The 12,821-nt window shown below is 69.6% G+C and carries 11 protein-coding genes and 1 riboswitch; of the genes, 6 read left to right on the top strand and 5 right to left on the bottom strand.

Features of this window, described 5'->3' with window-relative positions:
- Positions 1-281: 281 nt before the first annotated feature.
- On the top strand, positions 282-1,217 hold the full coding sequence (pip, locus tag AB4851_RS12185) for a prolyl aminopeptidase (RefSeq protein ID WP_414447408.1): 936 nt from the start codon (positions 282-284) through the stop codon (positions 1,215-1,217).
- 81 nt (positions 1,218-1,298) lie between these two features.
- Complete coding sequence (trhA, locus tag AB4851_RS12180) at positions 1,299-1,919, top strand: PAQR family membrane homeostasis protein TrhA (RefSeq protein ID WP_414439403.1); 621 nt, start codon at positions 1,299-1,301, stop codon at positions 1,917-1,919.
- On the opposite strand, the gene AB4851_RS12175 is transcribed toward trhA, so the two are convergent.
- Positions 1,912-2,649 (bottom strand): FadR/GntR family transcriptional regulator, encoded by a 738-nt coding sequence (locus AB4851_RS12175; protein WP_414447407.1) that lies wholly within the window; start codon positions 2,647-2,649, stop codon positions 1,912-1,914. The genes trhA and AB4851_RS12175 overlap by 8 nt on opposite strands.
- A gap of 197 nt (positions 2,650-2,846) precedes the next feature.
- Positions 2,847-3,695, bottom strand: a complete 849-nt coding sequence (locus AB4851_RS12170; RefSeq protein ID WP_414439405.1) for a LysR substrate-binding domain-containing protein — start codon at positions 3,693-3,695, stop codon at positions 2,847-2,849.
- Between the two features lie 123 nt (positions 3,696-3,818).
- Here AB4851_RS12170 and AB4851_RS12165 point away from each other — a divergent pair, with 123 nt between their 5' ends.
- On the top strand, positions 3,819-4,454 hold the full coding sequence (locus tag AB4851_RS12165) for a LysE family translocator (protein ID WP_414447406.1): 636 nt from the start codon (positions 3,819-3,821) through the stop codon (positions 4,452-4,454).
- Here AB4851_RS12165 and AB4851_RS12160 read toward each other — a convergent pair.
- A complete protein-coding gene (locus tag AB4851_RS12160) occupies positions 4,405-5,352 on the bottom strand; it encodes a LysR family transcriptional regulator (protein WP_414439407.1) in 948 nt (315 codons plus the stop codon). The two genes, AB4851_RS12165 and AB4851_RS12160, sit on opposite strands and share 50 nt — an antisense overlap.
- 160 nt (positions 5,353-5,512) lie before the next feature.
- On the opposite strand from AB4851_RS12160, the gene AB4851_RS12155 reads away from it, so the two are divergent.
- Together AB4851_RS12155 and AB4851_RS12150 are read left to right on the top strand one after the other, a co-directional pair.
- A complete protein-coding gene (locus tag AB4851_RS12155; protein ID WP_414447405.1) occupies positions 5,513-7,078 on the top strand; it encodes an MFS transporter in 1,566 nt (521 codons plus the stop codon).
- A gap of 85 nt (positions 7,079-7,163) precedes the next feature.
- A riboswitch (SAM-I-IV-variant riboswitch) is annotated at positions 7,164-7,266 on the top strand.
- A 43-nt stretch (positions 7,267-7,309) separates the two neighbouring features.
- Entirely contained in the window at positions 7,310-7,687 is a 378-nt protein-coding gene (locus AB4851_RS12150; RefSeq protein ID WP_414447404.1) for a hypothetical protein, read from the top strand.
- 58 nt (positions 7,688-7,745) lie between these two features.
- Here the strand turns inward: AB4851_RS12150 and AB4851_RS12145 are convergent, their stop codons facing one another.
- Both AB4851_RS12145 and AB4851_RS12140 read right to left on the bottom strand, forming a co-directional pair.
- A complete protein-coding gene (locus AB4851_RS12145; protein WP_414447403.1) occupies positions 7,746-8,888 on the bottom strand; it encodes a transglutaminase family protein in 1,143 nt (380 codons plus the stop codon).
- The gene (locus AB4851_RS12140; protein WP_414441989.1) at positions 8,879-11,491 is read right to left on the bottom strand and encodes a circularly permuted type 2 ATP-grasp protein; all 2,613 of its coding nucleotides are present in this window, start codon (positions 11,489-11,491) and stop codon (positions 8,879-8,881) included. Before AB4851_RS12140 ends, AB4851_RS12145 begins: the two co-directional genes overlap by 10 nt.
- Positions 11,492-11,857: 366 nt before the next feature.
- On the opposite strand from AB4851_RS12140, the gene AB4851_RS12135 reads away from it, so the two are divergent.
- A complete protein-coding gene (locus AB4851_RS12135) occupies positions 11,858-12,814 on the top strand; it encodes an IS110 family transposase (protein WP_414447402.1) in 957 nt (318 codons plus the stop codon).
- Positions 12,815-12,821 lie beyond the last annotated feature (7 nt).

The raw sequence follows: 12,821 nt of genomic DNA, 5'->3' as shown, positions 1-12,821 counted from the left end.
ACGCGGGGGGAAATCGTAAGGAGTGAAAGCCATCGTCGTGGCGGGCGCATGCGCCCGCGATCGGGGATCAACGCCACGAGTATAGGGAACGGCCGGTGGCGGCCCGCCCGGATTCGGGTAACGATCTGTAAAGTCTGTTGCCGCCGCAATGATGCAGCGCGGCAGCGGCGCGCGCGCTTCGGCATAATGGCGTCACGCCCGTCGCGCGGACGGCTCGCGCGCAACCCGCGCCCTCGCCTGCCGCGTCATCCGGCCCCGTCCTTGCCACCGGAGCATGCCGCATGTATCCACCCGTCGAACCCTACGCCCATGGTTATCTCGATACCGGCGACGGTCATCGTCTGTACTGGGAGCGCTGCGGCACGCCGGGCGCCAAGCCGGCCGTGTTCCTGCACGGCGGCCCCGGCGCCGGCAGCGGGCCGAATCATCGCCGGCTGTTCGACCCGGCGCGCTACGACGTGCTGCTGTTCGACCAGCGCGGCTGCGGCCGCTCGACGCCGCACGCGAGCCTCGAGAACAACACCACGCCGCATCTGGTCGCCGATATCGAACGGCTGCGCGAGATGATCGGCGTGGAGCGCTGGCTGGTGTTCGGCGGCTCGTGGGGCAGCGCGCTGGCGCTGGCCTATGCGCAAACGCATGCCGAGCGCGTCAGCGAACTGGTGGTGCGCGGCATCTTCACGCTGCGCCGCGCCGAGCTGCTGTGGTATTACCAGGAAGGCGCGTCGTGGCTGTTCCCCGATCTCTGGGATGCGTTCCTCGCGCCGATTCCCGAAGGCGAGCGCGGCGATCTGATGGCCGCCTATCACCGCCGCCTGACCGGCGACGACGAAGCCGCCAAGCTCGCCGCCGCGCGCGCCTGGAGCCTGTGGGAAGGCCGCACCATCACGCTGCTGCCGAACCCGGCTCTGGCCGCCGCGTTCGACGACGCGCACTACGCGCTGGCGTTCGCGCGCATCGAGAATCACTACTTCGTCAATCGCGGCTTCGTCGAGGAAGGGCAACTGCTGCGCGACGCGCACAAGCTCGCCGGCATCCCGGGGGCGATCGTGCAGGGGCGTTACGACGTCGCCACGCCAGCGCGCAGCGCGTGGGAACTCGCCAAGGCCTGGCCGCAAGCGAGCTTCGAACTCGTGCCCGACGCGGGCCACGCCTACGACGAGCCGGGCATCCTGAAGGCGCTGCTCGCCGCCACGGACCGCTTCGCCGGCGCCTGATGCACGCACACGCCCATCTTTCCGACGCCGCCCGCCAGCGCGGCGTCACCCAACAATCCGTCAAGCAACCGAGGTCAGGCCGTGGTGGTCGGTGAACGTTTCAACAGCATTTCGCATCTCGTCGGTGCCCTGCTTTCCGTGGCCGGGCTGGCCACGCTCGTCACGATGGGCGCGCTCAAGGGCGACCCGTATCGCGTGGTCAGCGCGAGCATCTACGGCGCGGCGCTGCTCGTGCTTTACGGGGTGTCGACGCTTTATCACTTCGTCAACACGCCGCGCCTGAAGGCGATCCTGCAGAAATGCGACCACTCGGCGATCTACCTGCTGATCGCCGGCAGCTACACGCCGTTTACGCTGATCGCGCTGCGCGGGCCGTGGGGCTGGACGCTGTTCGGGGTGGTGTGGGGGCTGGCGCTGTTCGGCATCGTCCAGGAACTGACGCTCGGGCGCCGCACGCGGATCGTCTCGATGGTGCTCTACGTGCTGATGGGCTGGCTCGGCGTGATCGCCATGCGGCCGCTGATGGCCGCGCTGTCGCCGGATGGCGTGGCCTGGCTGGTGGCCGGCGGCGTGCTCTACAGCGCCGGCATCTACTTCTTCATCAACGACGAGCGGATCCGCCACGGCCACGGCATCTGGCACCTGTTCGTGCTCGGCGGGAGCCTGTGCCAGTTCATCAGCGTGGCCGTCTACATCATGTGAGTTTTTCGACGCGCAGCAGCGAGCAGCACCACGCGTAGCTCGCCTCCACATGCACGATCATCGCAAGGCGCGCGCGTTCGCCGTCGCGTGCGAGCAGCGCCTGCACGAGCGCGGAATGATCCATGCAGGCCACCCGCGCCGGATGCCGGACGATCGGCAACGACGCGTACACCGCCCCGAACGCCTCCTGAATCGCCTGTTCCTGCTCGACCAGATGCCGCGAGCCGCTCGCCTCGGCGATCAGCAGATGCAGACGCGCATCGGCGGCGCGGCGCAGGTCGACATCGAGCATGCCCTCCACGAACCCCCGCGCCGCGGCCTCGATCGCACCGAGCTGCAACGCCGACGCGCGGCGCGCCGCGAGCAGGCAGGTTTCGCCCGACACGGCGCGCCGCCAGTCGACCAGGCTGCGCAGTTGCGCCGCATCGATGCGGCGTTCGAGCGCCATGCTGTGCAGCCGGTCGCGGATGTCGGGCGCGACGAACGTGCCGCCGAAACGGCCGCGCTCGGTGGTAACGAGGCCCAGGTCGCGCACCACGATCAGCGCGCTGCGCAGCGAGTGGCGCGGCACGCCGTACGATTGCGCGAGTTGCGCCTCGTCGGGCAGCTTGGCGCCGGCCCGTAATTCGCCGCTGCTCAGGGCGTCGAGCAGGCGTTCGAGGATCGCATCGGTGGCGCTGGCGCGGGCCGACGCCGTGGTTGATGAAGCGGCGTGGAGAGGTTCGGACATGCGTCGGGAGCGGATCGCGGAGATCGTCTCGTCTGAAGAATGGCGCAGTATGGCACGCCTGCGCGTCCGGCATGATATGGCGCAAATTCGGCGCCCGGCATCGTCGCCGCCCCTCTGGTCGGGCATCACGGCAGGCGATGGTTTCGCGGTGCAGCGGCCCCGTGCGCGACCGTCCGTAACAGGATGCGTGCCCGCGTTCAGCGCAGGTCCGTCAGCAACTGCTCGGCCAAAAAATCGCAGGGCGGCCGCGCCGAATTCGCGCTGCGCGCGAGCACCACTTCCACCTCGCCGAGCGACGGCAGCCCTTCCGCCTCGCCCACCGCCTGCAGATGCGCCGGCATGCTGCAGCGCGCGAGCGGCGCGATCGCCAGCCCCGCCTCCACCATGCTGATCACGCCGAGCAGGCTCGGGCTTTCGTACGACATCCGATACTTGATGCCGGCCTGGTTGAGCGTGCCGACCGCCCGCGCCCGCGCGGCGCTGCCCTGCGAAAACACCGCGATCGGCAACGGCCGCTCGTTCCACACCGCCGCATTGCCCGGCAGCGCGGCCCACACGATCGGCTCGTGGCGGATGAACTCGGCCGGCATGCCGCGGGTGCGCGTCATGCACGCCAGATCGACCGTGTTGTCCTTGATCAGCGGCACCAGCGCGCTGCTCGGCAGGCCGATCACGCGAATCTCCACGCGCGGATGCGCCTGCGCGAACTGGCGCAGCACCGAGGGCAGCAGCGTCGACGCGTAGTCGTCCGGCACGCCGATCGTCACGCGCCCGCGCACTTCCGGGCGCACCACGGCGGCCCAGGCCTCCTCGCGCATCGCCAGCATGCGCCGCCCGCATTCGACGATGGTGCGGCCGTCGGCCGTGATCGTCAGGCTGCGCGTGCTGCGCTCGAACAACGGCTTGCCGAGCGCATCCTCCAGCGCCTTGACCTGCATGCTGACCGCCGAGGACGACCGATGCACGGCCTCGGCCGCGCGCGCGAACGAACCGGTATCGGCGATCGCCACCACCATTTCCAGCACGTCGAGATCGAGCTTTTTCATATTCGTCAGAAAGGCTGAGTAATGCGTTCAGTTTAATCCGTTTTACTGAGCATCCTCGCCGGCCGATACTCGGTTTCACCGGGGCGCGCCGCGCGCCGACAGACGCGCAAGGACGCAACAGTCATGAGTACGATGGTCGAATTCGTCACGGTGGGCGGGATGCTGGCGGTCACGCCGGGGCCGAACATGGTTTGCGTGATGTCGCGCTCGGTGTCGCAAGGCCGCCGCGCGGGCCTGATCTCGCTGGCCGGCGTGATGCTCGGCTATCTGACCTACATGTTCGGCGCGGCCTTCGGCATCACGGCGATCTTCCTGACGATTCCGGGCGCGGCGCGCACGCTGGCCGCGGTCGGCGCGCTGTATCTGGCGCATCTGGCCTGGCAGGCGGTACGGCCCGGCGGCCGCTCGCCGCTCGAAGTGCGCACCCAGCCGCCCGAGCAACCGGGCCGGCTGGTCGCGATGGGCGCGGCCACCAGCCTGCTCAACCCGAAGCTCGCGATGACGTTTCTGTCGCTGCTGCCGCAATTCATCGACCACCACGCCAGCAGCAGCGTGTTCCAGCAGTCGGTCACGCTCGGCTCGGCGCTGATCGTGGTGTTCGCCACGGTAAACGGCGCGGTGGCGCTGTCGTCGGCATCACTGGCAGGGTTTCTCGCCGCGCGGCCGCGCTGGCTGCTGGCGCAGCGTTGGGCGATGGCGGCGATGCTGTTCACGCTGGCGGTGCGGATGGCGCTCGACGCGTGGCATTGGGGGGCGTAGCGGCGGGCGCGTCGTCGGGAAACAGGTGCGCGCACATGAAATCGACGAACACGCGCAGCTTCGGCGAAAGCTGCCGGCTCGACGGCCACAGCACCGAGAACTGCCCCGGCGCGAGCGTAGGCGCATCGAGCACCTCGACCAGCGCCCCGCTCGCCAGCGCATCACGCGTCAGGAAATCGGGCATGAAGCCAATTCCGAACCCGGCGATCACCGCGCCGCGCAGCGCCTCCATGTTGTTGCAGGTCATCGCGGTGCGCAGGCCGGGCGGCTCGCCGCCGTCGGGCAGCAGCGCCCACGGTTGCAGCTTGCCGGTGGTCGGGAAGCGGTAGCGCACGCAATCGTGCGCGGCCAGATCGGCCAGCGCGCGCGGCACGCCGGCTCGCGCCGCATAGCCGGGCGAGGCGCACAACACGAAGCGGAACGGCCCGAGCCGCCGCGACATCAGGCTCGAATCGCTGAGCGTGCCGCTGCGAATCACCGCATCGAAACCACCCTCCACCACGTCCACCAGGCGATCGTTGAAGTCGAGATCCAGCTCGATGTCGGGGTAGCGCGCGCTGAACGCCGGCAGCACCGGCAACAGGAAGCGGTAGCCGATCACGGGCAGGCTCACGCGCAGCCGGCCGCGCGGCGTTTGCGCCGCCTCCGACAGCATCGCCTCGGCCTCGCGCAGATCTTCGAGGATGCGATGGCAGCGCTCGTGAAAATGCCGGCCCTCCTCGGTCAGCGTGACGCGCCGTGTAGTGCGGTGGAACAGCCGCACGCCGAGCGAGCGTTCGAGCCGCGCGATGGTCTTGCCGACCGCCGAGGCCGAAATGCCGAGCTTGTGCCCGGCCGCGACGAAGCTCAAAGTTTCCGCCGTGCGCACGAAGGCGACGATGCCGTTCAGGTTGTCCATGCCGGTTCGATATTCGTAATTCATTAATATTGCGGAATTCAACTCCGCTATCTACGGAATCCTACGGTGTTTTTCATCGATTGAATCCGAATTATCGTCTGTCGCTCTGGCTACAACGTCTCGCAACCGCGAGGCGGCGGCCGCTTCGACAGGAACCCCGATGTCCGATGCCTCCTTCCACTCCGCCTCGCCGCCGGCCCGCCGGCTGATCGTGCTCGGCGCCGTCTGCCTGGCCGCGCTGGCGCTGCCGCTGGCATTTTCCGGGGGCGCGGTGGCCACGCCCGCCATCGGCCGCGACCTCGGCGGCGGCCCGGTCGCCGCGGCCTGGATCACCAACGCGTTCATGCTCGCGTTCGGCAGCCTGCTGATGGCGGCCGGCACGTTGGCCGACCGATTCGGCCGCAAGCGCCTGTTCGTGATCGGCGTGGCCGGCTTCACGCTGGCCTCGCTCGCGCTCGGCTTCGCGCCGACCATCCTCGCCGTCGACCTGCTGCGCGCCGCGCAGGGCGTGGCCGCCGCGGCCGCGCTGGCCGGCGGCACCGCCGCGCTCGCGCAGGAATTCGATGGCGCGGCACGCACCCGCGCGTTCAGCACGCTCGGCGCGACGTTCGGCATCGGCCTCGCGTTCGGGCCGGTGCTGGCCGGCTGGCTGATCGCGCAGTTCGGCTGGCGCGCGATCTTCGTGACGGGGGCGGTAGCCGGTGCGCTATCGCTCGGCCTTGGCGCGTCGCGCCTGCGCGAATCGCGCGATCCGCACGCGCGCCGCCTCGATCGCGCCGGCACGGTGAGCTTCACCGCCGCGCTCGGTTGCTTTACGTGGGGCCTGATCGAAGCACCCACGCGCGGCTGGACGTCGCCAATCGTGGTCGGGTTGCTGACAGCGTTCGTGCTGGGGGCGGCGGCATTCGTGATCGTCGAGTTGCGTGCCGAACGGCCGATGCTCGACCTGTCGCTGTTCCGCTACCCGCGCTTCGTCGGCGTGCAGGTGCTGCCGATCGCCACCTGCTACTGCTACATCGTGCTGCTGGTGGTGCTGCCGCTGCGCCTGATCGGCGTGGACGGCTACGACGAGATCCACGCCGCCTGGCTGATGCTGGCGCTCTCCGCCCCGATGCTGGTGGTGCCGTTCGTGGCGGCGATGCTGACGCGCTGGCTGTCGGCCGGGGCGATCTCGGGCATCGGGCTGGTGATCGCGGCGGCCGGCCTGCAGCTGCTGGCGGCCGCACTGCGCGGCGGCCACGATGCGGAAGCGATCGGGCCGATGTTGATGATCGGCGTGGGGGCGGGGCTGCCGTGGGGCTTGATGGACGGCCTGTCGATCAGCGTCGTGCCGAAATCGCGCGCGGGCATGGCGGCCGGCATCTTCAGCACGACGCGCGTGGCCGGCGAAGGCATTGCGCTGGCGATCGCGGGCGCCTTGCTCGCGGCGCTGACGCAACCCGGCCTGCACGGCGCGGCCCCGGCCGCCGCGCCGACCGCCATCACCGAAGCTGCCGCGCGGCTCGCCACCGGGGATCTGGCCAGCGCCGCCGCCCGCCTGCCGGGGGTGGCCCCGGCCGCGCTGCGGGCTGCCCATCATGCAGCGTTCGGCCAGTTGCTCGATGCGCTGACGGCCATCACCGTGCTGTGCGCGGTGGCGGCGTTCGCGTTCCTGAGCCGCGTGCGGGTGGACGACGCACCGATGGGCGATGCGCCGCCCGCCGCACCGGTGCCGGAAGGCGGCTGACCGCCCGTGCCCGAGCGCCGAACCCTGCCAACCCGCGCCGATTGGAATCCGGCTTGGCAGGCGGCGGTGTTTTTCTTTATCATGGCGCTTGCATCCAGAGTCGGGCTTCCCGACGCCAACCTGCCTACCCGGGCAAGGTGGACGCCTTCAGGCGATGCGGCCGATAGTCGGCAACGAAACGGGAGCGGCATGGCCAGCACCGGTTCGAACTACCTCTTTACCGGAGCTTGCATGCAGCAGTCTTCCCGCCTTTCTTCCGTGGCAGAACTGATCGCCGATTCCTCGCTGTGTCTGCCCGGCTTCAAGCTGACGCACCGTTTCCATATCGTTTCTCTCGCCCATGGCGATGCCGCCGCGCGCGTGAGCGCCTATCTGGCCGAGCAAGGCGCTCGCGCCGACAGCGCGCCCGCCCTGCGCTGCCGCGAACTGCTGACGCAAACGCTGGTGCTCGACGGCATCGGCGAGCGCCGCGCCCGCGCGCTGCGCGAGCAACTGCTCGCGATCGACGGCGTGCAACGGATTCGGCTCGAACATTGTTTCGTACGCGACGACGCGCCGGCCGACGACGCAGCCGACCTCGGCCGTCCCGTCAGCGTGACGGCCGCCTGAAGCGGCCCGAGCGGGCGATGGCGGCCCAGCGCGGCAAGCGCGCCGCGCCGTTGGTGCTTCAGGCCGCGCCGCCCTTCGCCGCGGCTTCCGGCTCGATCGGCTCCACCGTCACCCCGACCGTCAGCACCTGATCGGCGCCGCCGCCGCGAATCACGCCGCGCAACGGCGTGACATCGGCGTAATCGCGGCCAACCGACAGCATCACGTAATCGTTGCCCGGCGCGCGATCGTTGGTCGGATCGAGCTGCAACCAGCCGCCATCCTCCGGCCAGGCCGGATCGTAGACTTCCACCCACGCATGCGAGGCGTCTGCCCCGATCAGGCGCGGTTGCCCCGGCGGCGGCTGAGTCAGCAGATAGCCGCTGACATAACGCGCGGCCAGCCCGATCGAGCGCATCGCGCCGATCATCACATGCGCGAAATCCTGACAAACACCCTTGCGCAAGGCCAGCGCGGCCAGCGCCGTGGTGTTCACGTCGGTGCTGTTCGGCGTGTAGGCGAACTCGGCATGAATGCGGCGCATCAGGTCCCACGCGGCCTGCACGAGCAGCCGGTCCGCCGTGAAGCTGTGGGCGGCGTAGGCGGCCAGATCGGGATGGCAGGCCACGTGCTGGGACGGAAACACGAATTCGCTGGCCGCGTCGTACGGCGCGCCGGCGCGGTACGTCAGCCGCTCGCGCACCGCTTCCCAACGGCTGGCGGTGCCGGCCTCGGGCGTGGCGATCGACGCCGGCGGTTCGCCGCGCTTGCCGGCCGACAGCTTCGGCGGGCTCACGCGCACCACGCTCTGGCTGCGCACGAACAGCTCCTCATGCGGCTGGTTCAGCGCGAACGAGGTGCGCTGGTTGCCGAACGCGTCGATCTCCACGCCGATGCCCTCGGGCAGCGGCTCGATCGCGAGCGCGAAATCGATCAGTTGCTGGCGCGGCAAGTCGAGCGGCCGCAAGCGCGCCTGATGTTGCGCCGATTCGACGCGCGCCGCGTAGCGGTAACGCGTGTCGTGCGTGACGCGCAGCGTGCGCGGCTCGGTGACGGACACGGCCGGAGCCGCGGCAACAACAGCGGCCGCGGCCACGGTCGCCGCGCCACCGGCCGGCACGGCGCCCGCCTTTTTCGGCGGCTCCGCATCGTGCGCCGCCGCGCTGTCGGCCGCGCGACCCGCGCGCTTGGCCACTTCGCCAGCTTTTCCGCTCATCCCCATAGCGACCTGCCCGATTCCCGCACATGACTGAAATAACGCTCGCCGATCCGGTTCGACAGCTCCCACGCCGCACGGCCGGTGGCCTGAAGCCGCTCCAGCAGCACCGCATGGCGGCCATCCTCGTCGGTTTCGCAAAGCGCGTGCAACGACCAGCTTCCGATATCGGGCATGGTCTCGGTCAGTTCCGACAGCGCATACCCCTCGCCATGCTCGACCTTGGTCAGCCGGCCCTGCATCTTCTGCACGACCCAGGCCAGCGAGCGCGGGTTGTCGCCGTCGAGCACCACCAGCGACAGCAGCGGCGCGACGTCGAAGCAGCGCTGGAACTGCGAGCGGAACGTGATGGTGCTGTCGAACAGTTCGAGCACGAGTTCGAAGCCGTCCTGCTTGGTGGCGGCGCCGTCCTCGAAAGCAAAACGCAGCACGCTCGACAGGAAATCGACGCGATCGATCTGCCGGCCGATCGACAGCAGCCGCCAGCCGTCGTCGCGCGTCATGTTGTCGGTCTGCGCGCCGGTGATGGCGGTCAGCAGCAGATTCAGGCGGTCGAGCATGTGCAGCGCGGCGTTGCCGAGCTGCTCCTCGGGCTCGTCCTCGCCGGCGCTGCCCGGCTCGTCGAACAATTGCGTGGCGTCGTCGACCAGCCGCCACTGATCGCGCGAGAGCCGCTCGCGGATCGCGGCCGCCGCGCCGCGCATGCCGAACACGCAGGCGGCGATGCCGGTGCCGTGATCGGCGCGGCGCGACAGCGTGCGTGCCAGCGCCTGCTGGAAATCGCGCGGCGAGGCCGCGGCCGATTGCGTCTCGGCCGGAATCAGGCCGTTCTCGCGGCACAGCGCGTCGAGCAGTTCGAGGTGGGCCGGGCTGTCGACGTCGTCCTCGCCGCGCAGCCTCTCGAACGCGGCGCGCGCCAGGCGGATCAAATTGACGGCGCGCTCGGTGTAGCGGCCGAGCCAGAACAGGTTCTCGGCGGCGCGGCTCGAAATCGTGCGCGGCCGCGCGACCAGATCGTCGGGACCGAGATGCGTCTGCAGCATCGTGGTCGGATCGATCGCGCCTTCGGTGATCACCCAGGTGTCGACGCTGCTGCCGCCGCGCGGCATCGGCGCATTGAACAGCTCGTCGCGGCTGCCCACCCGCGACAGCCCGCCCGGCAGCACGCGCCACGAACCGGCCCCGTCGGCCATCGCGAACACGCGCAGCATCAGCGGCTTGGGCACGATCCGCGCGCCGCCTTCATAGGCGTGCGCACTGCTCGGCCAGGTGGGCGCCTGCGACGGCGGCAGGTCGGACTGCACGACGTAATGCGCCGGATTGGCGAGAATCCGCGCGCGCCATTCGGCCAGTTGCTGCGAGGTCAGCCGCGCCCCGAGCACCGGGTCGAAACGGCCGCCCGCCTGCGCGTTCGGCGGATAGGCGGGCTTGATGATGGCGCGCGCGAGTTGCGGCAGCGCGTCGGCGCAGGCCGCGGCCTCGCCGCACCACCAGGTGGGCAGCGCCGGCAGCGCCAGCGGCTCGCCCAGCACCTGTTCGGCCAGCTTCGGCAGGAAGCCGAGCACGCCCGGCGATTCGAGGAACGCCGAGCCGGGCGCGTTGGCCAGCAGCACGTTGCCGGCGCGCACGGCCTGCAGCAGGCCCGGCACGCCGAGCATCGAATCGGGACGCAGTTCGAGCGGGTCGAGCCATTCGTCGTCGACCCGGCGCAGGATGCCGTGCACCGGCTCCAGCCCGCTCAGCGTCTTCAGATAGACATGGTTGTCGCGCGCGGTCAGATCGCCGCCCTCGACCAGCGTCAGGCCCAGATAGCGCGCCAGATAGGCGTGCTCGAAATAGGTCGGCGCATGGCGGCCCGGCGTCAGCAGGACGATCCGCGAATTCTTCTTGGCCGGGCTCATGTCCTGCATGCTGTGCAGCAGCGCGCGGTAGCTGGCCGCCAGCCGCTGCACGCGCAGGCCGCGGAACGCGCGCGGAAACAGCCGCGAGACGATCACGCGGTTTTCGAGCAGATAGCCGAGCCCGGTCGGCCCCTGCGTGTGCTGCGCCACCAGCCGCCACTGGCCGTCCGGCCCGCGCATCAGGTCGAACGCGGCCAGGTGCAGCCACATGCCGCCCGGCACGGACGCACCGCGCATCGGCCGCAGGTAGCCGGGGTGGCCGGTGACCAGCGCCGGCGGCAGCAGCCCCTGTTCGAGCAGGCGCTGCTCGCCATAGACGTCGGCCATGACCGCGTTGAGCAGCCGCATCCGTTGCAGCGCGCCCTGTTCGATCTGGGTCCAGTCGTCGGGCGCGACGATCATCGGCAGCAGATCGAGCGACCAGGGCCGCCCCGCGCTGCTGCCGGCGTTGGGATCGTGCAGTTGGTAGGCCAGCCCGTTCTCGCGCATGCGGCGTTCGAGCGCCTCGGCGCGACGGTCGAGGTCGGCGAAGCCGACGCTGCCGAGCTGGGTGAAGAATTCGCGCCAGACCGGCGCGAGCGCGGCCGTCTGCAACGCGGCGGTGCCGCCGCGCAACTCGTCGTAGCGGCCTGTCACCGCCGGGGCGGCCAGCGCCGCGCCGAGTTCGGCGGCGTCCTGGATCGATCCTGTGTCGAAGAGCGTATGCATGGCGTCGTCGGCGGCCAGATCGTCGGTAATTTGGGAAAGCACGGTGTTCGTTTCGTCAGCCTGGGGCGGTTCGCCACGTCGGTCGCGGACCCCGCGTCCGCGGCGTGCGCCGCCCTTCGAGGCGGAATCCTAACATCCCGCCAAGTCGATACCGGCCGGGATGGTGCAATCGCCCCACCCCGGCCGGCTCGCCCCGGCCTTGTATCTTTAAGCCTCGGACCAACTCGGGTAGCCCGAGCGGCCTCTGGGTTGAAACACGAAGCCCGTGACTGAGCACTGGGCGCCCGGGTTGGACCGTCCTTTCTTGCAGCCCGAACGGTTGTAGGAATGTAGAGTTCGCATAAACAAGGATGGGAGCGAAGGGACGTGTCCGATACTGTTTTCGTGGGAATCGATGTGTCGAGCCGGACGCTGGAGGTGGCCACCAGCACGCAAACTGCGACGTGGCAGGCAACCAACGACGCGGCCGGCATCGAACAACTGGTCAGTCAATTGCGTGAACTTCAGCCGGCGCTGATCGTGCTGGAGGCCACCGGCGGCTACGAGTTCGAGGCTGCGTGCGCACTTCAAGCCGTGGGCCTGGCCGTCGCCGTGGTCAACCCTCGCATGGCGCGCGACTTTGCGCGAGCCATGGGCGCGCTGGCCAAGACCGATGCGCTCGACGCCAGGATGCTGGCCGCCTTCGCTCGCGTGCTGCACCAGCATCCCGAGCGCGAGCGTTTCGTCAAACCGCTTGCCGATGCCGAACTCCAGCGGCTTCAAGCCCTGGTGCTGCGGCGTCGGCAACTGGTCCAGATGATCACCGGCGAGCGACAACGCTTGCGGCTTGCCCATGCTGCAGCCCGGGCCAGCCTCGAACGCGTCATCGATTTCCTCAAAAAGGAGCTCGACGACAGCGATACCGAGGTCGCCGCGCACGTTGCGCATCATCATGCCGAACTGGCGCGCACGTTGCGCAGCGTGCCTGGCATCGGCTCGACCAGCGTCGCCGTGCTGCTCGCCGAGCTGCCCGAACTGGGCAAGCTCGATCGCAGACGCATCGCAGCACTGGTCGGCGTGGCGCCGCTGAATCGCGATTCGGGGCTCATGCGCGGTCAGCGCAGCATCTGGGGCGGACGCGCCGACGTGCGTCGCACCCTGTACATGGCCACGCTCACTGGCGTGCGCTACAACCCTGTGCTGCGCGAGTACTACCAACGTCTCGTCCTCGCAGGCAAGCGAAAGAAAGTCGCTTTGGTCGCCGCCATGCGCAAGCTGCTGACGATCATCAATGCCGTCGCAAAACATCGCGTCGACTGGAATCCCGACTTTCATATCGCTTGACTCACAA

It is taken from the genome of Burkholderia sp. 22PA0099 (genome assembly GCF_047497165.1).
Taxonomy (GTDB): domain Bacteria; phylum Pseudomonadota; class Gammaproteobacteria; order Burkholderiales; family Burkholderiaceae; genus Burkholderia.
The sequence above is the reverse complement of the archived record's forward strand: the minus strand, read 5'-3'. Positions and strand labels throughout refer to the sequence as shown.